Raw genomic sequence first — 21,286 nt, 5'->3', positions numbered from 1 at the left:
AGCCTAACTGCCGGTCATGCCGGAGAGGAGCCGGCGCGCCGCCGCATCCTCATGCGCGGCCAAGCGCAATCCGTCGAGTCCCCGGGTGGCGTAGATCGCGGCGGCGCGCAGGAGCGCCGCCAGCACCTCCGGCGCCGCGGGATCGAAGCGGGCCGACGCGCCGCCGCTGAGCCGGGCGATCTCGGCAAAACCGGCGGCCACCGCCGGGTCGGGCCCCTCGTGAAAGCAGAAGGCCGGCAGCCCGAGGAGGCCGAGTTCGCCGGCGACGCCGCAGAGGTCGTCGAGATCCTCCTCGATCGCGTCGCCGACCAGCACCAGGGCCTTGACCGGACCCCGTCCGGCCTCGTTGCGGGCGTGGCGCAGCACGCGCCCGATCTGGGTCTGGCCGCCCTGGCAGGTCACGCTCTGCATCAGGCCGGTGAGGGCCCGCGCATCGGCGACGAAGCGCGAGGCCCGGCACTCCGAGAAACCCCGGAAATACACGAGCTGGACCGCGAGCCCGCCAAGCCGGGCCGTCGCCTCGAACATGCCCGCCTGGACCCCGCAGGCGAGATCCCAGGTCGGCTGCCGGCTCATCGTGGCATCGAGGGCGAAGATCAGCCGCGGCGCGTCGCCGGAGGGCGGGGCGACCTGCCGCGCCGTCTCCAGGAAGGCGTCGATCGCCGCGGTCTGCGCCCGATCGAGGTCGCGGCCGGACCCGCCCATGGGCGGCTCAGTGCCGCCGGATGGTGCTGGCGGTCAGCGCGTGGACCGAGAACAGCCCGTCCGGGTCGGTCCAGACCCGGGCATGCTCCCAGCCGGCGCTCCGGGCGAGGGCCCGGAAGCCCGCGACCGTGTACTTGTAGCTGTTCTCGGTGTGGATCGTCTCGCCGGAGGCGAAGTGGAACGGCACGCCCGCCACGGTGACGAGCTGGCTGCGCCTGCTCACCAGATGCATCTCGATCCGCCCGAGATTCTCGTCGAAGAACGCCTGGTGGGCGAACCCGTTGAGGTCGAAATCGGCGCCGAGGTCCCGGTTGATGCGGGTGAGCAGGTTGAGGTTGAAGGCGGCCGTCACGCCGGCGGAATCGTCATAGGCCGCCTCCAGCACCGCCTTGTCCTTCACGAGGTCGATGCCGACGACGAGCGTGGCGCCGGCGCCGAGCGTCCGGGCAAAGCTGCCGAGGAGAGCGGCCGCCGTCTCGGGCTCGAAATTGCCGATCGTCGAGCCCGGGAAGAAGCCCACCTTGGGCGCGTCCTTCAGGTCGTCGGGCAGGGTGACGGGCTTGGTGAAGTCCGCCGCCACCGGCTCGATGCGCAGGCGCGGGAAGTCGCGGCCCAGTTCCTCCGCCTCGCTGCGCAGAAACTCTTCCGAGACGTCAATCGGCACGTAAGCCGCGAGATCGGTCAGGTGCGGCAGCAGGCGGCGGACCTTGGCGGTGGAGCCGCTGCCGAACTCGACGAGCGCCGCGCCCGGCGGCAGCCCGGCGGCGATCTCGGGGCCGTCATGGTCGAGGATCGCGAGTTCCGTGCGGGTCGGATAGTATTCCGGCAGACGGGTGATCGCCTCGAACAGCTCCGAGCCGCGCCGATCGTAGAAATACTTGGCCGACAGGTGCTTGCGCGGGGCGCCGAGGCCCGCGAGCACGTCCCGCAGGAAGCTGCGGTCGGTCTGCTCGTCGGGGGGGCTGCTCGGCACGAGGTGGGGAAGCGGGGCGGTCACGGGCATCTGGCTCCGAAGGTCGGGTGGGGCACCAAGCGGGATGCCCGTCTCAAGGCACGTCCGGTCGCGCCTCACACGCCGTAGTCAGATAGACGCAGGCCGGTGAACTGCCAGCGCTGGTGGGGATAGAAGAAGTTCCGATAGGTCGGCCGGCTGTGGCCCTGGGGCGTCGCCACCGAGGCGCCGCGCAGCACGAACTGGCTGACCATGAACTTCCCGTTATACTCGCCGAGCGCCCCCGGCAGCGGGCGGTAGCCCGGATAGGCGGAATAGGCGCTGCGGGTCCATTGCCAGACATGGCCGAAGGCGGCGTCGAGCGCGTCCGACGCCGTTTCCCATTCGGCCTCGGTCGGCAGGTCGCGCCCGGCCCAGCGGGCGAAGGCATCGGCCTCGTAGTAGCTCACATGGGTCACCGGAAGGGCCGGATCGACGGGCTTCACCCCGGCGAGCGTCATGCTCGACCACACGCCGTCCCGTTGCCGCCAGTAGCCAGGGGCCTCCCAGCCCTCGGTCTGTGCGGCCACGAACCCGTCGGAGAGCCACAGCTCGGGCTTGGCGTAGCCGCCATCCTGCATGAATTCCAGCCACTCGCCATTGGTGACCAGGGCGCGGTCGAGATCGACCGGCCGCAGCAGCACGTCGTGGCGCGGCTCCTCGTTGTCGAAACGGAAGCCGGAGCCCGCGTGGCCCATCTGGGCCACGCCGCCTTCGAGCGTCACGCGGCCTGACCGCTGCGACAGGGCGGGCCAGCGCCAGCCTGCGTCATAGGCCGGCAGCAGCGGGTTCTGCGCGAAGGCGTGGAGGATGTCGGTGAGCATCAGCTCCTGGTGCTGCTGCTCGTGGTGCAGCCCGATCTCGACGATCGCGACGATCTCGGCGATCCGCGCCTCGGAGGCGCCTGCGATCAGGTCGGCGACGGCGGCGTCGACATGGGTGCGATAGGCCGCGACCTCGTCGCAGGTCGGCCGGGTGACGAGCCCGCGGCTGATCCGCGGCGCACGCGGACCCGCCTGCACGTAATAGGAGTTGAACAGGTAGAAGAAGCGCTCGTCGAACACCCTGTAGCCCGGCACGTGCTGCTTCAGCAGGAACTGCTCGAAGAACCAGGTCGTGTGGGCGCGGTGCCATTTGGTCGGGCTCGCATCCGGCATCGACTGGACCTGCTGGTCCTCCGGCGAGAGCGGGGCGGCACGGCGCTCGGTCTCGTCGCGCACGTGGCGGAACGCCGCGATCCAGGCCCCCCGGTCGACCGGGCGGGCCTCGACCGAGGGCGGAGGGAACGCGGTGCGCGCGTCGGGGACCTGCGCGGTCACTGCCATCGGATCTTCCCTCATGCGTAGAACGATTGCCCACAGTCAACGTGGGTCGAGGAAACTCGTTTCTCCAGCGCGGCGTTACCGCGCAGCTTGTGGGCTGCGGGACGAGCGGGGCCATTTTGCCGCCGCAGTGACCAAGCCTTAACGGGCGCGCCGGACTCTCGCCGGCAACATTCCTCCCTCTCGGTCAAAACCTCCCATGCGGTTCGATCTGATGGCCGGCACAGCCGCGGCGCCCCTGGCGCCGATCACCCGTGCCCCGGTGGTCCTCGTGTTCGATTCCGGCCTCGGCGGCCTGACGGTCCTCGCCGAGGTGCGGCGTGCCCGGCCCGACGCCCGTGTGGTCTACGCCGCCGACGACGCCGCTTTCCCGTATGGCGGCCTTGCCGAGCCGGTCGTGCTGTCGCGGGTCCTCACCGTGATGGAGCGCCTGATCGCCCTGCACGCGCCGGACCTCGTCGTGATTGCCTGCAACACCATGACGACGCTCGTGCTGCCGGCCTTGCGGTCGCGGTTCTCGGTGCCGTTCGTCGGCACGGTGCCGGCGATCAAGCCCGCCGCCGCGGCGACCCGCTCGGGTCTCGTCAGCGTGCTCGCCACCCCGGGGACGGCGCGGCGCGACTACACCCGCGAGCTGATCGAGACCTATGCCAGCGGCTGCGCCGTCACCCTCGTCGGCGCGACGGGGCTGGCGTCCCTGGCCGAGGCGGAACTGTCCGGCCTGCCGGTCTCCTCCGGGGAGGTGCTGGCCGAGATCGCGCCGTGCTTCGTCGAGATGCCGGCGGGGCGCACCGATGTCGTGGTGCTGGGCTGCACGCATTATCCCCTGCTGCTCGCCCATTACGAGGCCATCGCCCCCTGGCCGGTGACCTGGATCGACCCCGCACCGGCGGTCGCCCGGCGCATGGTCCAGCTTCTCGGCAATCCGGTTCACGACGACGAGCCTCCGGGCCCGGTCCAGGCGACCTTCACCAGCGGCGCCCGCCTGACGCCCGCCCTGCGGATGGCCTTGGCCGACCGCGGCATCGCCGACCTCGCCGTCGAGGCGATGCCGCTCATCCTCCAGTGAGGCCGGACCCGTGACCCTGATGCGGCTGGCGGCCGGCCTGCTTCTGGTGCTGCTGGCCCTCTACGGCGCCGTGGTGGCGGCGTTCTGGTGGTTCCAGCGCGGCCTGCTCTATCCGGGGCAGGGCGGTCCGGTGCCGGCGACCGGCGCCCGCCTGCCGCCGGAGATCGAGACGATCACCGTGCCGACGCCGGACGGCGAGCGCCTGCGCGCGCTCTGGCTGCCGCCGGCCCCCGGCACGGGCGTCGTGGTGACGTTCCACGGCAACGCCTCGCTGCCGGAGTGGCATGCCGAGCGCTTCGCCGCCGGGCCCTGGCGGGCGCGGGGCTGGGGCGTGATGGCGCCGGCCTATCGCGGCTATCCGGGCTCGACGGGCAGCCCGAGCGAAGCCGGCCTGATCGCCGACGGGCTCGCCTCCCTCGCCGAGGCGCGGCGGCGCGCGCCCGGTGCCCCGGTGCTGCTGCACGGCCATTCCCTGGGCGCGGCGGTCGCCGTCGCGGTGGCGGCCCGGGCGGGAGCGTCCGGCGTGCTCGGCCTCTATCTCGAGGCGCCGTTCGACTCGATGACCGCGATGGCGCGCCATCATTTCCGGCTCCTGCCGACGGGCCTGCTCGCCGATTCCTGGCATTCCGACCGGATCATCGGCGCCGTGGCGGTGCCGATCCTGATCGTCCACGGCGATGCCGACCCGGTGATCCCCGCCAAGTACGGCGCCCGCCTCGCCCGCGCAGCGGCGCGGGCCGACTTCGTCGAGGTCCCGGGCGACCATGTCGCGATCCTCGGCAGCCAGGACGTCGAGGCCGAGGCGCGGTTCCGGGCCGGTCCCGGAGTCTTGACCAAGTAAGCTTTGTCGCCTAAGAGCGCCCGGTTGGCGGGGCTCCGGTTCGGGGCCCCGAAAACATTTGCGCACCCGCGAGCGGCTCGTCACGGCTGCTCTGTCGCCCCGGTTTACGGGGGGAGGAGGGCGCGTTCCTCTCATATGTGATGTGATCAGTTCTCAGAGGACACGCGATGTCGAAACGCGTTCAGGCGAAGCACAAGCTCGATCGCCGTATGGGCCAGAACATCTGGGGCCGCCCGAAGAGCCCCGTGAACCGCCGCGAGTACGGCCCGGGCCAGCACGGCCAGCGCCGCAAGGGCAAGATGTCCGACTTCGGCACGCAGCTGCGTGCCAAGCAGAAGCTCAAGGGCTATTACGGCAACATCACCGAGAAGCAGTTCCGCCGTTACTACGCCGAGGCGATCCGCCTGCGCGGCGACTCGGGCGAGAACCTGGTCGGCCTGCTCGAGCGCCGCCTCGACGCGGTGGTCTACCGCTCGAAGTTCGTGGCGACCCCCTTCGCCGCCCGCCAGTTCGTGAACCACGGCCACATCCGGGTGAACGGCGTTCGCGTCAACATCCCGAGCTACCTCGTCAAGCCGGACGACGTGATCGAGATCAAGGAATCGTCCAAGCAGCTCGAGATCGTCGTCGTGGCGAGCCAGCTCGCCGAGCGCGACGTGCCCGACTACATCGAGGTCGACCACGGCAAGATGACCGCGCGCATGACCCGCGTGCCGACCCTGTCCGAGGTCCCGTACCCGGTGCAGATGGAACCGAACCTGGTCATCGAGTTCTACTCGCGCTGATCCGCGCGACGCAGGAACCGAGAGTGTTGCAAAGCCGCCCGCAAGGGCGGCTTTTCTGCTTTGTCATTGTGCAAGTTGGGCATTTCTGCAAGCGTCCGGCGCGCATGACGCGCCGGGAGGCATCGTCAGCCCTGGAGCGCCGCCCGGATCTTCTCGGCATGCTGCGCCAGCAATGCCGGATCGGCCATGCCCTCGACGTGCCGGCGCGGCGCGACGCCGTCGTGGCGGGGCAGGACGTGGACGTGGAGGTGGAAGACGGTCTGGCCGGCCGCCGCCTCGTTGTACTGGTAGACCGCGACGCCGTCGGCCGCGAAGGCAGCCTTGGCGGCCCGCGCCACGGTCTGAACCGCAGCGTAAAGGTGGCCGAGCGTGGCAGGGTCCGCGTCGAGGAGGTTGCGGCTCGGCACCTTCGGCACCACCAGGGTATGGCCATCGGCCTGGGGCATCACGTCCATGAACGCGATGACGTGCTCGTCCTCGTAGACCTTGTGGCAGGGCACCTCGCCCCGTAGGATCTTGCCGAAGATGTTCTGGGGGTCGTAGGCGGTATCCGTCATCGCACGTGTCCCTGTCGACGCCTGCGCGGCGTGGCGGAGACCCTTATCCGACCCGCCGCGCGACCGGAACCGGCTCTTATACCAACGGCCCAGGATGCTGACGCATCGGGCCGTTGATCCAACTCGAATTTTCGATATTAAGCCAGAGGCTTAGCGAAAATTCGAGAACGGCACCAAAGGTCGTTTTCTTTCGACCGTTGGTATTAGCCGGCTGCCGCCGCCGAGCGCCGCTCGACCAGCCGCGCCAGATACGCCGCGCCGAGCGGGATGATCGCGTCGTCGAAGTCGTAGGCTGCGTTGTGCAGGTTCGCCCCGGCCTTCGCCCCGAGCCAAGCATAGGCGCCCGGCACCGCGTGCAGCATATCCGCAAAGTCCTCGCTGCCCATCTTGGGCTCCGGCGCCGTGTCCACCTTGGCCGCACCGAACAACTCGGTGGCGATCTCGGCAGCGGCGCGGGTCTGGTCCTCGCTGTTGCGCAGGACCGAGAAGATGTCGCGGATCTCGATCGCGATCTCGGCTCCGAAGGTCGCTGCCACGCCAGCGCAGATCTCGCGCATGCGTTTGGCGACCAGGGCGCGGATGTCGTCGTCGAAGGTGCGGACCGTGCCGGCGAGATGGGCCTCCTCCGGGATCACGTTGTAGGCCGCGCCGGCATGGACCTGGGTGATCGAGAGCACCGCCGATTGCAGCGGGTCGGCGTTGCGGCTGACGATGGTCTGGAGCGCCTGGACCAGGGCGGCCTGGACCACCACCGGATCGATGCCGCGGTTCGGCTGCGCCCCGTGGGCGCCGCGGCCGATGATGCGGATGTCGAAGAAGTCCGCCGCCGCCATGGCGGGGCCGGGTCGCACCGAGAGTTCGCCGGTGCGCCCGCTCGGGTTGTTGTGCAGGCCGTAGACCTCGTCGCAGGGGAAGCGCGAGAACAGCCCGTCGGACAGCATGGCGCGGGCGCCGCCCAGGCCCTCTTCCGCGGGCTGGAAGATGAACACCGCCGTCCCGTCGAAGTCGCGGGTCTCGGCCAGGTACTTGGCCGCGCCGAGCAGCATCGTGGTGTGGCCGTCATGGCCGCAGGCGTGCATCTTGCCCGGTACCGTCGAGCGGTAGGGGAGGTTGGTCGCCTCCTCGATCGGCAGGGCATCCATGTCGGCGCGCAAGCCGATGCGCCGGGTGCTGGTGCCGCGGCCCGTCAGCACCCCGACCACGCCGGTGCGGCCGATCTCGCGGTGCACCTCGATCCCCCAGGAGGCGAGTTTTTCGGCCACGATGCCGGAGGTGCGGACCTCCTCGAAGCCGAGTTCGGGATGGGCATGGAAATCGCGCCGGATGGCGGTGAGCGCGTCGAGGTCGGCGGCGATGCGGTCGATCGGGGACATGCGGCAAAAACGCTCCGGGAAGCGGTGTGAGGTCGAGCCCGCGTCACGCGGGACCATGGGCGGGGCGCATCCTCAGATGCGGTCCCGCCCGAGTCCAGGGGCGCGGATGCATGCCTCTCCGCGCCCAGGCGTCTCAATCGGCGATGGCACCGTAGACGAGCTGCTTGATCTCGCGCCGGTAATAGGCCCGGCTCGGGCCCGGCGCCTGGGTCATCATCACCACCGCCAGATCCTCCTTGGGATCGACCCAGAAGAACGTGCCGGCATAGCCCGCCCACATGAACTCGCCCTTCGAGCCTGGCACGCCGGCGGTGCCGGCGTCCTTGCGCACCATGAAGCCGAGGCCGAACGTGTAGCCGGGCACGCCCATCAGCAATTCGCCAGGGCTGACCACCGGCTTGATCCGGTCGCCTAGATGGTCGGCGGTCATCAATTCGATGCTGGTGCGGCTGAGCACCCGTGCGCCGTCAAGGCTGCCGCCATCGAGGAGCGCCTGCGCGAAGCGCAGGTAATCGGCTGCCGTGCCGTAACCGCCGGCCCCGCCCGAATCGTTCTTCGGCACCGCGCCGTCGATGAGCCGGTTCGGCGCGCCGGTGGCGGGATCGGTCGGCAGGGACTGGGCGATCCGCCCGGACTTGTCGGCCGGCACCGAGAAGCCGGTCTCGCTCATCTTCAGCGGCCGCAAGACCCGCTCGGCCAGGTAGTCGCCGAGGCGCTGGCCCGAGGCTTTCTCGACCACGCGGCCGAGCACGTCGACGGCCAGGCTGTACTGCCAGACGGTGCCGGGCTGGTAGGCGAGCGGCGCGCTCGCGATCCGGCTGGTGAACTCCTCCGGGGTGAGGTCGGTGGTGTTGTAGTCGAAATCCGGCTTGAACAATCCGGCCTTGGCATAGGCCGCCTTCACCGCCGGGTTGGTGGTGATCTCGCCATAGGCGAGGCCGGCGGTGTGGCGCAGGAGATCCTGCACGGTCGGCGCACGCTCGGCCGGCACGAGATCGGGCGCGGACTCGCCGAGCGCGTTGGGGCGGCTTGCCGCCACCTTCAGCTCCTTGAACTCGGGCAGGTATTTCGAGACCGGGTCGGTGAGCTGAAGCCGGCCATCCTCCATGAGCGTCATGGCGGCGACCGAGGTCAGCGGCTTCGTCATCGAGTAGATGCGGAAGATCGCGTCCTTCGCGAGCGGCGCCCCCGCGGCCTTGTCGCGAAAGCCGACGCTCTCGGCATAGGCGAGGCGGCCATGCCGGGCGATCATCACCACGGCGCCGGGCAGGCGACCGGCCGCCACCTCCTCCTCCATGACCTGCTTGATGCGGCCGAGCCGCTCGGAGGACAGCCCGACCTCCTCGGGCCGGGCCGGCGCCAGGGCCTCGCCGCTGCGCGGCCTCAAAGCCTGATCCGCGAGCGCCGGCGTGGCCAGCGCGGTGACGACTGCCCCGAGGCAGCCCAGCAGGAACCGGCGGGACGCGCGCCCGCGCCCTCCCTCGCTCATCGACATGGCATCTCTCTCCCGAACCGGAACCTCTTGCCGGGCCCCGTGGGGTGAGCGTAGCGGCCTCCCGAGCCTGGCGCTACGGTGCCGGTCAGCTCTCGCCTTTCCGGAACGGCGTTGCCTCGTCGAGGGCTTCCGCCGTCGCCTCGACGTGGCATGCCTCGCGGGCGAGGTAATCGGCGATGGCCGCGCGTAGGGATGGATCGGCGATGTCGTGGACGGAGCGGGTGAGGACCGGCCGGTAGCCGCGGGCGAGCTTGTGCTCCCCTTGCGCTCCTGCCTCGACCCGGTCGAGCCCGCGGGCAATCGCGAAGTCGATCGCCTGATAGTAGCAGACCTCGAAATGCAGGAAGGGATGGTCCTCGATGCAGCCCCAGTTGCGGCCGTAGAGGGCGCGGTCGCCGATCAGGTTGATGGCGCCGGCCACGTAGTGCCCCTCGCGCCTTGCCATCACCAGCAGGATGCGCTCCGGCATGCGCTCGCCGATGAGCGAGAAGAAGCGCCGGTTGAGGTAGGGACGGCCCCATTTGCGGGAGCCGGTATCGATGTAGAACCGGTAGAAGGCGTCCCAATGCGCCTCGGTCAGGTCCGAGCCGGTGACCCATTCGATGGTGAGCCCGGCCGCCAGGGCGTCGCGCCGCTCGCGCTTGATCGCCTTGCGCTTGCGCGAGGCCAGCGCGGCGAGGAAATCGTCGAAGGTGGCGTAGCCCGCATTGTCCCAGTGGAACTGCTGGTCGACCCGGCGCAGGAAGCCGAGTGCGCCGGCCCGCTCGGCCTCCGCCTCGGGCAGGAAGGTCGCGTGGATCGACGACGCCTCGACCTGCCGGCGCAGGGCCCGCAACCCCGCGACGAGGGCGGCGGTGGCCTCCTCGGGATCCTCGCCCGGGGCGATCAGGAAGCGCGGGCCGGTGACGGGCGTGAACGGCACGCTGACCTGGAGCTTCGGGTAGTAGCGGCCGCCGGCGCGCTCGAAGGCGTCGGCCCAGCCGTGATCGAAGACGTATTCACCCTGCGAGTGGGATTTCAGGTAGCAGGGGGCGTAGCCGATGACCTGCCCGTCGCGCTCGGCGGCGACGTGCAGCGGCAGCCAGCCGGTGCGGCCACCGACACACCCAGACTCCTCCAGCGCCGACAGGAAGGCGTGGCTGACGAAGGGGTTGTGGCTCTCGGCCGCGCCCGCGAGCGATTCGGCCGAGACGGCGCAGCGGTCCCACTCGGCCGCCGCGATCTCGGAGATGCGCTGGACGACGCGGACCTGCAAGGTGCCCGTCGTCGGGGTGGCGCCGCACCCTGCTTCGCCGGTCTTTTCCATGATACGCGAAGGTAGGCCGCGGCCGGGGGCTCGGCAATGCGGCGCGGCCTCGCAGGAGCCGACCCTCGCCGCGACGGGGCTGTGGGGAACCGTCCGGCCGCCTTGCCGCTTTGTGTCTTGCCATGATCCATCACGACACCACCACGCGCCCGCCAGTCCCGGCGGCGGTGCCGAACGGTTCCGCGAACCCGCTGGCGCAAGCCTGGGACGACCGGATCGCCCAGTTGCTCGACCTCCTGCCGCGGCGGGTGGGGGAGTCCATCGCCTGGCTGCGTGCCCCGTCCCGGCGCTGGGTCCGCATCCCGGCCGCCCTGCTGCTGATCCTCGGCGGCTTCCTGGCGGTGCTCCCGGTCTTCGGCCTATGGATGCTGCCGCTCGGCCTCGCCCTTCTCAGCGAGGATCTGCCGGGCATGAAGCCGTCCCTCGAACGGTCGGCCCGGTGGCTCGAGGCCAGATGGCTCCGGGTGGTTGCGTGGTGGCGCGGCCGGGCCTGAGCGAGCGACAGCCGGTCGCCGACATGCGGGCCGGGGGCTGGCCGACACGAAAAGGCCGCCTCGACCCGGGAGGGGAGGCGGCCTCTTGTGGCACTCACAGCGTGATCGCTGAGGATGTCACTCCGCAGCGGTGGTCTTCTTGTTGGTCTTGCCCTTCTCGGCGCCGCGCTCGGCGCGCTCGGCGATACGGGCCGACTTGCCGCGGCGGTCGCGCAGGTAATACAGCTTGGCGCGACGCACCTTGCCGCGCCGGACCACCTTGATCGAATCGATATTCGGCGAGTAGATCGGGAAGACGCGCTCGACGCCCTCGCCATACGAGATCTTGCGGACGGTGAAGCTCTCGTTGATGCCGCCGCCCGAACGGGCAATCACGACGCCTTCGTAGGCCTGAACGCGGCTGCGCTCACCTTCCTTCACCTTGACGTTCACGATGACCGTGTCGCCGGGCTCGAAGTCGGGGATCGTCTTGTTGAGCTGAGCGATCTGCTCCTGCTCGAGCTGCTGGATGATGTTCATCGGTCAAACTCCTGCCGTCGCCGCCGCGCCCCGGGATGGGATCCGGCGTCAGGATTTCGGCGTCCTGTTGTGAGTTGCCGGCTCCCTACAGGAATCGCCGCGATTTGTCGACACGCGCCGGCACGGCAATTTTCGTGACGCAGAGCGGCCTGCCAGGAACCGAACGGCGCCGAGCGTGTTATCTCGGCTCGGCGTGGCACAGATTCTCGGTGCCCGCCGCTCCACGAACCTCGTGTCCGAGGGCGACGTCGCCCCGCGGACCCTATTGAGGACCCTCCGCCATGCTGATGCGTTGGAAGATCGTCGGTCTCGCAGCCCTGGCGTTCGGCGGTCTCGCGGCCGCACCCGCGAGCGCCGCCCCGGCCGGGCCCGGCCTCGGCGGTCTGCTCGCCCCCGAGGCGCCGGTGACGCAGGTCGCCCAGGGCTGCGGCCCCGGCTTCGCCCGCGGTCCCTATGGTCGCTGCCGGCCGATGTACGGCCGTCCCGCTTACGCTCCGCCGCGGGTCTATGGCCGCCGCTGCTTCGTCCGTCCGACGCCCTACGGGCCGCGGCGGGTCTGCCGGTTCTGACCGGCGGCGCGTGATTCGGGCGGGGTTCCTGCGGGATCCCCGCCTCGCTCAACCGGATCTCGGCCGGAACGCCACCAGGGCCATGTCGTCCCGCCGCGGCTCCGGCCCGCGATGGGCGGCCAGCGCCGCCTCCAGGGCCGAGACCTGCTCGGCCAGGGACAGGCGTCGATGCCGGCGCAAGATCTCGGCGACGCCTCGATGGCCGAGGAGCCGCCGGGACGGGCCGCCCATCTGGTCGCTGACTCCGTCCGTCATCAGGAAGAAGGTCTGGCCGTCGCGGAGCGGGAGGCGGATGGCCGCGAACGGTTCCTCCCGCCCGGTCCGCCGGTAGCCGAGGCCGTGGCGCCGGCCCTTGACCCGGGTGGTCTCGCCCTCGGCCAGCACCGTCAGGGCGAGGCCGGCGCCGGCGAAATCCAGCGTGTCGTTCGCCCGGTCGACGACGCAGATCCCGCAATCGAGCCCGTCATCCGATCCGTCGGAGGCGGTCCCGTCCTGTCGCAGCCGCGTCCGCACCACGCCGTCGAGGACCGCCAGGATCTCGTCCGGCCGGCGCAGGCCCCGGTCGTGCAGGATCCGGTCGAGGGCGGTCGCCACGATCAGGGTCAGGAAGGCGCCGGGCACGCCGTGGCCCGTGCAATCGGCCACCACCACGATGGCAAGACCGTCGATCTCCTCGATCCAGTAGTAATCGCCGCCGACGACATGGAGCGGCTCCCACAGGACCGCGACCTCGAATCCGGCTTCCCCCAGCGTGGCATCGGGCCCCGGCAGCACCGCCTGCTGGATGCGGCGGGCATAGCCGAGGCTCTCCATCACCAGGCCGTTCGCCTCGGCCAGCCGCGCATGGGTGCGCTCCAGCTCGGCCAGCAGGTTGCGGGCCTCGTCGCCGCTCCGCAACCCTTCCACCATGCGGTTGAAGGCGGCGGAGATGTCGGCGATCTCGCGGCTCGGCCGGCGTCGGCCGGCGAGGTCGACCGTCACCCACTCCTTGTGCTCGACCTGCCCCATGGCGGAGAGGAGCCGGCGCAGGGGGACCAGCACGTGCCGTCCCACCGCCAGCCGCAGGGCCAGGGCGAAGGCCAGCATCAGCACCAGGCTGGCCCCGAGGACCATCACGAACTGCTTCTCGGCATTGGCCCGCAGGTCCTCCGCCGACAGGACCAGGGTCAGGCTGCCGGCCGGCTGCGCCGCCGTCCCGGGATCGATCTCGGCCGAGACCTGGATGCGCTCGAAGTTGCGGCCTCGCGGTTCCTCGCCGAGCCGTGCCACCACATTCCCCGAGGCATCGCGCAGGACCGCGTACCGGAAGGCGGGATCGAGCCCGACGGCCTGGAGCGGGCGGGCGTAATCGGTGGTCCATCCCGGATGGGCGAGGGCCCGGGCGGTCATGTCCGCCATCAATTGCGCGCGCTCGCCGGAGAGGCGGATCTGGTCGCCGTAATTGACCCAGGCGATCACCACCTGGGTCGTCAGCACCACCGCGGCGATCACCGGCGAGAGCCGCAGGAACAGGGTATGGGCGAGGCCGTCGAGGTTGCGGCCCCGGGCGGCGCCGCGCAGGGCGCCCGGGCGCATCGTGTCGGCGCCGCCATCCTGCGTCGTCGGTACCCCGGTGAAGCCGAGATCGGCCGGCGCGTCGCCCCGGCGCAGCGGCCCGGCGCCCCGCAGGGATCCGCCGCGGCGGGGGGCGCCCTGTGCCAGGGGCTCGCCGCTCAAGGGGCGGCGTCCGCCGCGGCGGGACTCGTCTGCGCCCGCTCCACCCGGTTGCGGCCGCCGTGCTTGGCGGCGTAGAGCGCCGCATCGGCCCGGCGCATCGTGGCCTGGACGCTCTCCTCCGGCGTGGCGGCCGCGAGGCCGATGCTCACCGTGATGCCGATCGGCCCGCCTTCGGTGGCGACCGGATGCGCCGCCACGGCGGCGCGGATCCGCTCGGCGATCACCGCCCCGTCTTCAAGGTCGGTCTCGACCAGGAGGACCGCGAATTCCTCGCCTCCGAGCCGACCGACCGTGTCGAGGGAGCGCAGGGCCGAGCGGCAGGCGGTCACGAAGGCGATCAGCGCCGCGTCGCCGGCGGCGTGGCCATGGCTGTCGTTGACGAGCTTGAACCGGTCGAGGTCGAGCATCAGCAGGCACGCCCTCTGCCCCGGGCGGCGCGGCCAGTCGCGGGCGCAGACCTCCAGGAAGCGCCGGCGGGCCAGCGCCCCGGTCAACGGGTCGGTATCGGCGAGCCGGCGCAGCTCCGCCTCCAGCCGGGCGCTGGTCTCGATCTCGCCCGAGAGCGCCTCGTTCAGAGATTGCAGGTCGCGCTGCTGTTCGGCAAGGCGCTTGTTGGCCTTCTGAAGGTCGGCCTGCATCCGGTCGCTCAGCCGCACCAGCCGGCGCTGCTCGCGGTAGCCCCGCCGATACGCCTCGGCCAGCACCTTCACCCCGTCCGCCACGGCGGCGAGCTGGGTCAGCATCACCTCGGTCCGGTCGAGGATCGCTTCCTCGTTGTCGAACAGGCTGAAGACGTTGCCCGGCACGCCGGGTCGCTTGGCCCCGTCGCCCTTCTCGCCTGTGTCAGGCTCCGGGGGAGCCTCACCGTCGGTCATCGCCGCACGCTCCGGAGCCGCCCTGGTCGTCATGCCGTCGTCTCCTGCACCATCTCGAACTGGGCGTGCGAGAAATCTGCCGCAAAATCCTCGCCCGCTTCCGCGATGGTGTCGTCGCCCTCGGCGTAGAGCCAGCGGATCGTCACCGCGCGGCCCTCCTCGGCGGCCTCCTCGAGGGGCATGAACAGATTCATCAACGCCTTGGCGCTCGATGAATTGAAGTAGGACAGGGCCACCTCGAAGGTCAGCGGCGTCGCCTCCTCCTCCAGACAGGCGCGCAGGGCCTGGAGCAGGGGGCCGTAGAAGGCGGCGGCGTCCTCGGGGTAGGATTCTCCGCGCAGCAGCAGGCGCCCGGCGGGAAAGTCGAAATCGACCAGCGGCGAGCGGCTGGTGGCGGGGATCTGGATCCGGTCCATCGTCGCGTGCCTCAGATGAAGGCCTTGAGGCAGAAGAAGCAGCGGTCGTCGCCGCGTGCCTGGAAGTCGTACTCGACCGGGGCGCTGGAGCGCCGGGCGATCTCGATCAGCCCGATGCTGCCGCCGAGGCTGCCCTCGTCGGCGGGCTGGCGCAGCCGTTCGCGATAGTATTTCTTCAACTCCTCGCCCGACAGGCCGACGAGGTGATCGAGCCGGGCGCGCAGCGCCGTGACGTGCTCGCCCGGCACCTCGTTGCCGCAGGCGACGAAGAAGCGCCCGTCCTCGATCCCGACCACGATCAGGCCGGCGCTGACCATGCTGCCGGCGGGCGAGCCGTGCGGCACGAGCTTGTCGGCCGAGTAACGGATGACGTTCTGGGCCTGCTCGACGAAGATCGAGAAGACGCGCTTGGACACCGCCGCGTCGGTGGCACCCTGCTGCATCCGCAGCTTCAGCACCTCGCCGAGGGAGAACAGCACGTTCTCGGACAGGTCGCCGCCGAACGACAGGATGATCCCGTTGCGCCGGGACGCCTCGTGGAACGCCAGGAAGTCAGATGCGAGCACCGCTCTCTCCCGCCAGGGACACCACCGGTCTGGACCCCGTCGCCCCGGTCGCACGCGGTTCGGGCTGAACGGCGGCCGGACGACACTCTCGGCCGAGATGTTAGCGCACATGGGCTCACCGAACTGTTACTTCGTTGCCGCAGGAAAGTCCTCTCTCGCTTCGTCGAAAATCGGACCGTCCGATCGTCGCACGGTGATTCTCCATCCAGAATATGCTGAAAAAACCCGCGGTTTGCATTCAGGTTGTGCAGCTGGCGGCGACCATGCCGTTGGGACACATTTCGGGCGGTTCGGCTGCGCTGCGACCATGCCCTCTTTCGGGGATGCGGGCGCCGGGCCTTTCCGGGATGTCCCCGGCCGATTCGTCCCGGTGAGTCGCGGTTGCGGCGCCGCGCAGGGCGACCGCGGCCCGCAAGCGGCGCCGGGCGCCCCCTTGCGGGCGGCCGCCTGCGGGAGCAGCATCGGCCGGTCGGCGGAGCGCGTCCGGGCATGGTCGGGATCAAGCGGCGTCGGTCCTTCGAGGCCGGGCATCGTCTGAAGTTCATGGTGCTGGTCGACGAGACGCCGGAATGCGACCGCGCCGTCCACTTCGCCGTGCGCCGGGCGGCGCGGCTCGGGGCCCGTGTGGTCATGCTGGCGGTGGCCGAACCGCCCGAGACGATGGAATGGCTCGGCGTCGGCGACGCGATGCGGGCTGAGGCCGAAGCCGAGACGATGGAGCGCCTGGAGGCCCTGGCGGCGGCGGCGCGGCAGGCCGCGGGCGTCGATCCCGAATTGGTGGTACGCACCGGTGAGCGCGCCGACGCGATCCTGCACCAGATCGAGTCCGACGAGGACATCGCCTTCCTGGTGCTCGGCGCCGCCGCCGGCAGCGACGGGCCCGGCCCCCTCGTCACCTCGATCGCCGGGCGCAGCGCCGGCAGCTTCCCGGTCCCGGTCGTGATCGTGCCCGGCGCCCTGAGCGAGGCGGAGATCACGGCGCTCGCCGGATGAGCGCGGCCTGCTCCATTGAGCTTTCGCGCGTTCGGGTCCACATCTGCGGGCAGGCGCGACGGCTCCGCAGGAGCCTCCGCGCCGTTCCCGGCCGGCCTTGAACCGGCGCAGAGAACGTCTCGAGGATCACCGATGTTCATCCAGACCGAAGCCACCCCGAACCCCGCCACCCTGAAGTTCCTGCCCGGCAAGGTCGTGTTGCCCGAGGGCACGTTCGAGGCGCGGGACGAGGCCGCCGCGGGGCGCTCGCCGCTCGCCCGCGCCCTGTTCGGCGTCTCCGGCGTCGCCGGCGTCTATCTCGGCCACGATTTCATCTCGGTGACCAAGGCCGAGGGCGAGCCCGGCTGGCCGCAGGTCAAGCCCGCGGTGCTCGGCGCCATCATGGAGCACTTCATGTCGGGGGCCCCGGTCCTCGAGGCCGGCCACGCCCCCGAGGAGGCCGCCGAGGAGTTCTTCGACGAGGCCGATGCCGACACGGTCGCCACCATCAAGGACCTGCTCGAGACCCGGGTGCGCCCGGCGGTGGCGGGCGATGGCGGCGACATCACCTTCCGGGGGTTTCGCGATGGCGTCGTCTTCCTGGAGATGAAGGGCGCCTGCTCGGGCTGCCCGTCCTCCACCGCCACCCTGCGCCAGGGCGTGCAGAACCTCTTCCGCCACTTCCTGCCGGACGTGCGTGAGGTCCAGGCGGTCGCGTAAAGGCGAGGCGGTCCGGCACCGCCGCGCGATCGGCGGTGCCGGACGACCGTTTCTTCCGCCGGGCGGTTTCCTCTCCGGCGGAGGATGATCTAAAGGCTGAAGCGAACCGGGCCGCCCAGCATCTGCGGGGCGGTCCTTCTTGTGTTAACCTGTCTGTGCCAGGCTGGGATTCCAGCGGCGGGCCGACGAGCGGCCCGGCGTGGCCGGCGGCATGGACCCGGCCGCGGCGTTCCAACCCGCGGAAGGCGAGAGGGCGGAGCCTGACGGTGATGCGGATCCTGGCCATCGATACGGCGCTCGAGCGCTGCGCGGCCTGCATCATGGCGGACGACTCGCCCGAGCCCCTGGCCGAGGAGACGATGGATCTCGCCCGTGGCCATGCCGAGGCGCTGCTGCCGCTCGTCGAGCGGGTCATCGCCCGGGTCGAGGGCGGGTTCGAGAGCCTGGACCGCGTCGCCGTGACGGTGGGGCCCGGCTCCTATACGGGCCTGCGGGTCGGCCTCTCGGCCGCCCGCGCGGTGGGTCTCGCCTGCGGCATCCCGGTCGTTGGCGTCACCACCCTGTCGGCCCTGCTGGCGCCGCTGCTGGCCGCGGAGGACGATTTCCTCGGCCAGGGCTACCTGCTCGCCGCCGCGATCGACGCCCGCCACGGCCACGTCTATTTCCAGGCCCTGAGCCAGGATGGCGGCATCGCCGTGCCGCCGACCCTGCTGCCCCTGCATGACGCCGTGCGGCTCCTCGGGCACGGCCCCGCGGCGCTCGCCGGCTCCGCCGCTCCGGCGCTCGCCGCCGCCGCGACCGCCCTGGGAAACCACGCCGTGGTGCCGGAGGGCCATGTCGCCCCCGACGTCGCCTGGGTCGCCTCCCTCGGCCTCGTCGCCGACCCGGCCCAGGCGCTCGCCCGTCCCCTGTACCTGCGCGGGCCGGACGCCCAGCCGCAGGACCATGCCCGCCTCGCCCGCCGCTGACGGAGACTCCGATGAAGTGGATGCCGTTCCGCTCCCCACCGACCGCCCATGTCGCGCCCCTGACTTCGGCCGACCGGGCCGGGGAGCTCGCGGCGCTCCACGCCACCGCCTTCGCGCGGCCCTGGGAGGCGGACGAGTTCGAGCGCATGCTGTGCGAGCGCGGCCATGTCGCCCATGCCCTGATGCTCGGCACGGTGCTGGGCGGTTTCGTGCTGTCGCGCCAGGTGCTCGACGAGGCCGAGATTCTCACCATCGTGCTCGGCCCCGCCTCCCGCGGCGCGGGCCTGAGCCGCCAGCTTCTCCGGTCGCATCTCGTCGCCCTGGAGGATGCCGGCGTGCGCCGGGTCCATCTCGAAGTCGATGACGGCAACGCCCCGGCGCTGGCCCTCTATCGCCGTCACCGCTTCGCCGAGACCGGTCGGCGCGCGAGCTACTACGCAAGGCCCGACGGCGGCCGCGCCAACGCCATCATGATGCAGGCGGCGTTGGGATAGGGACTCCGGACCAGGTCGAAGACGGGCGCGGGGAGAGGGGAAGCCTGCGGCCCCGCCCGTCCCCGGACCGCCCTGTTGGCGACGGGGCAGCTCGGGCGGTGGACGCTCGGGGCCGGACTTGATATGCGGCGCGAAGCGCGGCCCCGACCGCGCGGCCCGCACCGATACCTCTCCGAGCAGAGCGCCCCGCCGTCGAACCCATGACGTATCTCGTCGCCGGCCTGCGGCTCCTCGCCTACGCCCTCACCTTCGCGCTCCTCGCCGGGCCGCATTGGCTCGCCCTGAAGCTCGGGCGCGGCCGGTTCGCCGGGCATGCGCCGGTCTGGCTGCATCAGGTCTTCCTGCGCCTGTTCCAGGTGCGCCTCACCGTGACCGGCACCCCGCCGGCGCCGGGCGAGGCGGCGCTCGTCATCGCCAACCACATCTCCTGGCTCGACATTCCGGTCCTCGGGGCGGTGCGGCCGCTCTCCTTCGTGGCGAAGTCCGAGATCGCCGGCTGGCCGGTGATCGGCACGCTCGCGCGCCTCCAGCGCACGGTGTTCATCGATCGGGCCCGCAAGCGCCACACCGCGGTGGTCAATACCGAGATGAGCCGGCGCCTGCGCGCCGGGGAGCTGATCGTGCTGTTTGCCGAAGGCACAACCGGGGACGGCACCCGGCTCCTGCCGTTCCGCACCTCGCTCGTCGGCGCCGCCCGGGCGGCGATCACCGAAGGCGGGCTCGACCGGGTGCGGCTCCAGCCGCTCTGCATCGCCTATACGCGCCGCAACGGCCTGCCGCTGACCCGGGCCGAGCGCCCGGACATCGCCTGGTACGGCGACATGGAGCTGGGGCCGAGCGTCAAGCTGTTCTTCGAGCGCGGGCCGATCGACGTGGCCGTGACCTGGGGCCAGCCGATCGCGTTTTCGGCCGGGACCGACCGCAAGGTCGCGACCGCCCTTGCGGAAGCCACGGTGCGCCGGGCGTTGCAGGAGGCGGTCACCGGCCGCCCGCCGGCGCCCGAGCCGGGACCCATCCCGCAGCCCGCGCACGAGGTGCCGCCTATTCTCATTCCGGCCGCGACGGCTTAAATGATGGGACGCGGCCCCGCACGGGCCGCCCCCGCCGCATCCGATCATCTCCGCTCAGGGCCGGTTCGTTGAAGAAAGCGTTCGTCAAATCCTACGGCTGCCAGATGAACGTCTACGACGCCTCGCGGATGGTCGACCTGCTCGGCCGCGAGGGCTTCGTCGAGACCGGCACCGTCGAGGAGGCCGATGTCGTCGTCCTCAACACCTGCCACATCCGCGAGAAGGCGGCGGAGAAGGTCTATTCCGAGCTTGGCCGCCTGCGGGTGCTGAAGGGCGAGCGGGCGGAGGCCGGACACGCCACGACGGTCGTGGTGGCGGGCTGCGTCGCCCAGGCCGAAGGCCGCGAGATCCTCAACCGCGCGCCCGGCGTCGACGTGGTGGTGGGCCCGCAGAGCTACCACCGCCTGCCGCTTTTGCTGGCGGCGGCCAGGGAGGGCCGGGTCGTCGACACCGAGTTCCCGGTCGAGGACAAGTTCGACCACCTGCCGGCCCGGCGCACCCCGGGCGTCTCGGCCTTCCTGACCGTGCAGGAGGGCTGCGACAAGTTCTGCGCCTTCTGCGTCGTGCCCTATACCCGCGGGGCGGAAATCTCGCGCCCGGTGGACAAGATCGTGGCGGAGGCCGAGCGGCTGGCCGCTGCCGGCGCCCGCGAGCTGACCCTGATCGGCCAGAACGTCAACGCCTATCACGGCACCGGTCCGGACGGGCGCGACTGGACCCTCGGCGAGCTTCTCCACCGCGTTGCGGCGATCCCGGGAATCCTGCGGTTGCGCTACACCACCAGCCACCCGCGCGACATGGATGAGGCGTTGATCGCGGCGCATCGCGACCTGCCGGCCCTGATGCCCTACCTGCACCTGCCGGTGCAGTCGGGCTCCGACCGGATCCTCGCGGCGATGAACCGCAAGCACGATGCCGACACCTATCGCCGGTTGATCGACCGGGTGCGGGCGGCCCGGCCCGACATTGCGCTCTCCTCCGACTTCATCGTCGGCTTTCCCGGCGAGACCGACGCCGACCATGCCGAGACGATGCGGCTGATCGCCGATATGGGCTTTGCCAGCGCCTTCTCGTTCAAGTACAGCCCGCGCCCCGGGACGCCTGCGGCGGAGAGCGCCGACGCGGTGCCGGAGGCGGTGAAGAGCGCCCGACTCGCCGAGCTGCAAGAGCTGCTCGAACGCCAGCGCCAGGCTTTCAACCACGCCACGGTGGGCCGGACCGTGCCGGTGCTGCTTGAGAAGCCCGGGCGCCATCCCGGCCAGGTCGCCGGCAAGTCGCCCTATCTCCAGGCGGTGCAGATCGAGGGCGATGTCGCGGCGATCGGCACGGTGATCCCGGTGCGGATCACCCGGGCCGGCTCGAACAGCCTGTTCGGCGAGGCGATCGGCGAATCGGCGATGCCCCCAGCAACGGCCGGCCTGGCCGCAACGACAGCCCCTGCGGCCGCACCGGCTGCCGCGTGA

23 protein-coding genes are annotated in these 21,286 nt (G+C 71.2%); 11 read left to right on the top strand and 12 right to left on the bottom strand.

Annotated elements, in window-relative coordinates; genetic code table 11:
- Positions 1-3: 3 nt before the first annotated feature.
- The 3 genes from VP06_RS20745 to egtB all read right to left on the bottom strand — a co-directional run bounded on the left by VP06_RS20745 (position 4) and on the right by egtB (position 3,021).
- Positions 4-705, bottom strand: a complete 702-nt coding sequence (locus tag VP06_RS20745; RefSeq protein ID WP_048465675.1) for a vWA domain-containing protein — start codon at positions 703-705, stop codon at positions 4-6.
- A gap of 7 nt (positions 706-712) precedes the next feature.
- Positions 713-1,708, bottom strand: coding sequence for an L-histidine N(alpha)-methyltransferase (gene egtD / locus VP06_RS20740; RefSeq protein WP_048465674.1), 996 nt, complete (start codon positions 1,706-1,708; stop codon positions 713-715).
- Positions 1,709-1,773: 65 nt separating this feature from the next.
- The gene (gene egtB, locus VP06_RS20735) at positions 1,774-3,021 is read right to left on the bottom strand and encodes an ergothioneine biosynthesis protein EgtB (protein WP_048465673.1); all 1,248 of its coding nucleotides are present in this window, start codon (positions 3,019-3,021) and stop codon (positions 1,774-1,776) included.
- A 196-nt stretch (positions 3,022-3,217) separates the two neighbouring features.
- Between egtB and murI the strand changes: the two genes are divergently transcribed.
- The 3 genes from murI to rpsD all read left to right on the top strand — a co-directional run bounded on the left by murI (position 3,218) and on the right by rpsD (position 5,713).
- Positions 3,218-4,087 carry a glutamate racemase gene (murI, locus tag VP06_RS20730; RefSeq protein ID WP_048465672.1) on the top strand — a complete coding sequence of 290 codons (870 nt, stop codon included), beginning with the start codon at positions 3,218-3,220 and terminating at the stop codon, positions 4,085-4,087.
- A 19-nt stretch (positions 4,088-4,106) separates the two neighbouring features.
- Positions 4,107-4,928 carry an alpha/beta hydrolase gene (locus VP06_RS20725; RefSeq protein ID WP_048465687.1) on the top strand — a complete coding sequence of 274 codons (822 nt, stop codon included), beginning with the start codon at positions 4,107-4,109 and terminating at the stop codon, positions 4,926-4,928.
- Between the two features lie 167 nt (positions 4,929-5,095).
- Entirely contained in the window at positions 5,096-5,713 is a 618-nt protein-coding gene (rpsD, locus tag VP06_RS20720) for a 30S ribosomal protein S4 (protein WP_048433566.1), read from the top strand.
- 125 nt (positions 5,714-5,838) lie between these two features.
- On the opposite strand, the gene VP06_RS20715 is transcribed toward rpsD, so the two are convergent.
- From VP06_RS20715 to VP06_RS20700, 4 genes are all read right to left on the bottom strand, one after another.
- Complete coding sequence (locus tag VP06_RS20715; protein WP_048465671.1) at positions 5,839-6,270, bottom strand: HIT family protein; 432 nt, start codon at positions 6,268-6,270, stop codon at positions 5,839-5,841.
- A gap of 203 nt (positions 6,271-6,473) precedes the next feature.
- A complete protein-coding gene (locus tag VP06_RS20710) occupies positions 6,474-7,643 on the bottom strand; it encodes a M20 aminoacylase family protein (protein ID WP_048465670.1) in 1,170 nt (389 codons plus the stop codon).
- 133 nt (positions 7,644-7,776) lie between these two features.
- Entirely contained in the window at positions 7,777-9,138 is a 1,362-nt protein-coding gene (locus VP06_RS20705; RefSeq protein ID WP_048465669.1) for a serine hydrolase domain-containing protein, read from the bottom strand.
- 85 nt (positions 9,139-9,223) lie between these two features.
- Positions 9,224-10,444: a GNAT family N-acetyltransferase gene (locus VP06_RS20700; protein WP_048465668.1), complete on the bottom strand. Its 1,221-nt coding sequence runs from the start codon at positions 10,442-10,444 to the stop codon at positions 9,224-9,226.
- Positions 10,445-10,566: 122 nt separating this feature from the next.
- Between VP06_RS20700 and VP06_RS20695 the strand changes: the two genes are divergently transcribed.
- Positions 10,567-10,938, top strand: coding sequence for a hypothetical protein (locus VP06_RS20695; protein WP_245291254.1), 372 nt, complete (start codon positions 10,567-10,569; stop codon positions 10,936-10,938).
- A 117-nt stretch (positions 10,939-11,055) separates the two neighbouring features.
- On the opposite strand, the gene rplS is transcribed toward VP06_RS20695, so the two are convergent.
- Positions 11,056-11,457, bottom strand: coding sequence for a 50S ribosomal protein L19 (gene rplS / locus VP06_RS20690; RefSeq protein WP_048465667.1), 402 nt, complete (start codon positions 11,455-11,457; stop codon positions 11,056-11,058).
- Positions 11,458-11,738: 281 nt separating this feature from the next.
- Here rplS and VP06_RS20685 point away from each other — a divergent pair, with 281 nt between their 5' ends.
- Positions 11,739-12,026, top strand: a complete 288-nt coding sequence (locus VP06_RS20685; protein WP_197093245.1) for a GCG_CRPN prefix-to-repeats domain-containing protein — start codon at positions 11,739-11,741, stop codon at positions 12,024-12,026.
- A gap of 48 nt (positions 12,027-12,074) precedes the next feature.
- Here the strand turns inward: VP06_RS20685 and VP06_RS20680 are convergent, their stop codons facing one another.
- From VP06_RS20680 to VP06_RS20665, 4 genes are read right to left on the bottom strand one after another with little or no spacing between them, the layout of a single operon-like run.
- On the bottom strand, positions 12,075-13,742 hold the full coding sequence (locus VP06_RS20680; RefSeq protein ID WP_197093244.1) for a SpoIIE family protein phosphatase: 1,668 nt from the start codon (positions 13,740-13,742) through the stop codon (positions 12,075-12,077).
- On the bottom strand, positions 13,739-14,650 hold the full coding sequence (locus tag VP06_RS20675) for a GGDEF domain-containing protein (protein WP_245291253.1): 912 nt from the start codon (positions 14,648-14,650) through the stop codon (positions 13,739-13,741). Before VP06_RS20675 ends, VP06_RS20680 begins: the two co-directional genes overlap by 4 nt.
- Positions 14,647-15,033 carry a DUF1987 domain-containing protein gene (locus VP06_RS20670; RefSeq protein WP_048465666.1) on the bottom strand — a complete coding sequence of 129 codons (387 nt, stop codon included), beginning with the start codon at positions 15,031-15,033 and terminating at the stop codon, positions 14,647-14,649. The genes VP06_RS20675 and VP06_RS20670 overlap by 4 nt, the downstream gene beginning before the upstream one ends.
- Positions 15,034-15,044: 11 nt before the next feature.
- On the bottom strand, positions 15,045-15,599 hold the full coding sequence (locus VP06_RS20665) for a SiaB family protein kinase (RefSeq protein ID WP_048465665.1): 555 nt from the start codon (positions 15,597-15,599) through the stop codon (positions 15,045-15,047).
- Positions 15,600-16,088: 489 nt separating this feature from the next.
- Here VP06_RS20665 and VP06_RS20660 point away from each other — a divergent pair, with 489 nt between their 5' ends.
- The 6 genes from VP06_RS20660 to miaB all read left to right on the top strand — a co-directional run bounded on the left by VP06_RS20660 (position 16,089) and on the right by miaB (position 21,286).
- The gene (locus VP06_RS20660; protein ID WP_048465664.1) at positions 16,089-16,592 is read left to right on the top strand and encodes a universal stress protein; all 504 of its coding nucleotides are present in this window, start codon (positions 16,089-16,091) and stop codon (positions 16,590-16,592) included.
- A 132-nt stretch (positions 16,593-16,724) separates the two neighbouring features.
- Positions 16,725-17,291: a NifU family protein gene (locus VP06_RS20655; protein WP_048465663.1), complete on the top strand. Its 567-nt coding sequence runs from the start codon at positions 16,725-16,727 to the stop codon at positions 17,289-17,291.
- Between the two features lie 269 nt (positions 17,292-17,560).
- The gene (gene tsaB, locus VP06_RS20650; RefSeq protein WP_048465662.1) at positions 17,561-18,259 is read left to right on the top strand and encodes a tRNA (adenosine(37)-N6)-threonylcarbamoyltransferase complex dimerization subunit type 1 TsaB; all 699 of its coding nucleotides are present in this window, start codon (positions 17,561-17,563) and stop codon (positions 18,257-18,259) included.
- An 11-nt stretch (positions 18,260-18,270) separates the two neighbouring features.
- Positions 18,271-18,753 carry a GNAT family N-acetyltransferase gene (locus VP06_RS20645; RefSeq protein ID WP_048465661.1) on the top strand — a complete coding sequence of 161 codons (483 nt, stop codon included), beginning with the start codon at positions 18,271-18,273 and terminating at the stop codon, positions 18,751-18,753.
- 200 nt (positions 18,754-18,953) lie between these two features.
- Positions 18,954-19,823 carry a lysophospholipid acyltransferase family protein gene (locus VP06_RS20640; protein ID WP_048465660.1) on the top strand — a complete coding sequence of 290 codons (870 nt, stop codon included), beginning with the start codon at positions 18,954-18,956 and terminating at the stop codon, positions 19,821-19,823.
- A 68-nt stretch (positions 19,824-19,891) separates the two neighbouring features.
- A complete protein-coding gene (gene miaB, locus VP06_RS20635) occupies positions 19,892-21,286 on the top strand; it encodes a tRNA (N6-isopentenyl adenosine(37)-C2)-methylthiotransferase MiaB (protein ID WP_048465659.1) in 1,395 nt (464 codons plus the stop codon).

Source organism: Methylobacterium aquaticum (assembly GCF_001043915.1).
In the GTDB taxonomy this organism is placed as follows: Bacteria; Pseudomonadota; Alphaproteobacteria; order Rhizobiales; family Beijerinckiaceae; genus Methylobacterium; species Methylobacterium aquaticum.
This window is presented reverse-complemented; position numbering and strand designations above follow the sequence as displayed.

Excerpts from the sequence above, each read along its gene's own strand:
- egtD (WP_048465674.1), bottom strand. The coding sequence starts at position 1,708 with ATGCCCGTGACCGCCCCGCTTCCCCACCTCGTGCCGAGCAGCCCCCCC.
- VP06_RS20655 (WP_048465663.1), top strand. The coding sequence starts at position 16,725 with ATGTTCATCCAGACCGAAGCCACCCCGAACCCCGCCACCCTGAAGTTC.
- murI (WP_048465672.1), top strand. The coding sequence starts at position 3,218 with ATGCGGTTCGATCTGATGGCCGGCACAGCCGCGGCGCCCCTGGCGCCG.
- tsaB (WP_048465662.1), top strand. The coding sequence starts at position 17,561 with ATGCGGATCCTGGCCATCGATACGGCGCTCGAGCGCTGCGCGGCCTGC.
- VP06_RS20700 (WP_048465668.1), bottom strand. The coding sequence starts at position 10,444 with ATGGAAAAGACCGGCGAAGCAGGGTGCGGCGCCACCCCGACGACGGGC.
- VP06_RS20670 (WP_048465666.1), bottom strand. The coding sequence starts at position 15,033 with ATGGACCGGATCCAGATCCCCGCCACCAGCCGCTCGCCGCTGGTCGAT.
- VP06_RS20745 (WP_048465675.1), bottom strand. The coding sequence starts at position 705 with ATGGGCGGGTCCGGCCGCGACCTCGATCGGGCGCAGACCGCGGCGATC.
- VP06_RS20715 (WP_048465671.1), bottom strand. The coding sequence starts at position 6,270 with ATGACGGATACCGCCTACGACCCCCAGAACATCTTCGGCAAGATCCTA.
- VP06_RS20645 (WP_048465661.1), top strand. The coding sequence starts at position 18,271 with ATGAAGTGGATGCCGTTCCGCTCCCCACCGACCGCCCATGTCGCGCCC.
- rplS (WP_048465667.1), bottom strand. The coding sequence starts at position 11,457 with ATGAACATCATCCAGCAGCTCGAGCAGGAGCAGATCGCTCAGCTCAAC.
- VP06_RS20705 (WP_048465669.1), bottom strand. The coding sequence starts at position 9,138 with ATGTCGATGAGCGAGGGAGGGCGCGGGCGCGCGTCCCGCCGGTTCCTG.
- VP06_RS20685 (WP_197093245.1), top strand. The coding sequence starts at position 11,739 with ATGCTGATGCGTTGGAAGATCGTCGGTCTCGCAGCCCTGGCGTTCGGC.
- VP06_RS20660 (WP_048465664.1), top strand. The coding sequence starts at position 16,089 with ATGGTCGGGATCAAGCGGCGTCGGTCCTTCGAGGCCGGGCATCGTCTG.
- VP06_RS20695 (WP_245291254.1), top strand. The coding sequence starts at position 10,567 with ATGATCCATCACGACACCACCACGCGCCCGCCAGTCCCGGCGGCGGTG.
- VP06_RS20710 (WP_048465670.1), bottom strand. The coding sequence starts at position 7,643 with ATGTCCCCGATCGACCGCATCGCCGCCGACCTCGACGCGCTCACCGCC.
- VP06_RS20640 (WP_048465660.1), top strand. The coding sequence starts at position 18,954 with ATGACGTATCTCGTCGCCGGCCTGCGGCTCCTCGCCTACGCCCTCACC.
- VP06_RS20675 (WP_245291253.1), bottom strand. The coding sequence starts at position 14,650 with ATGACGACCAGGGCGGCTCCGGAGCGTGCGGCGATGACCGACGGTGAG.
- VP06_RS20725 (WP_048465687.1), top strand. The coding sequence starts at position 4,107 with ATGCGGCTGGCGGCCGGCCTGCTTCTGGTGCTGCTGGCCCTCTACGGC.
- egtB (WP_048465673.1), bottom strand. The coding sequence starts at position 3,021 with ATGGCAGTGACCGCGCAGGTCCCCGACGCGCGCACCGCGTTCCCTCCG.
- rpsD (WP_048433566.1), top strand. The coding sequence starts at position 5,096 with ATGTCGAAACGCGTTCAGGCGAAGCACAAGCTCGATCGCCGTATGGGC.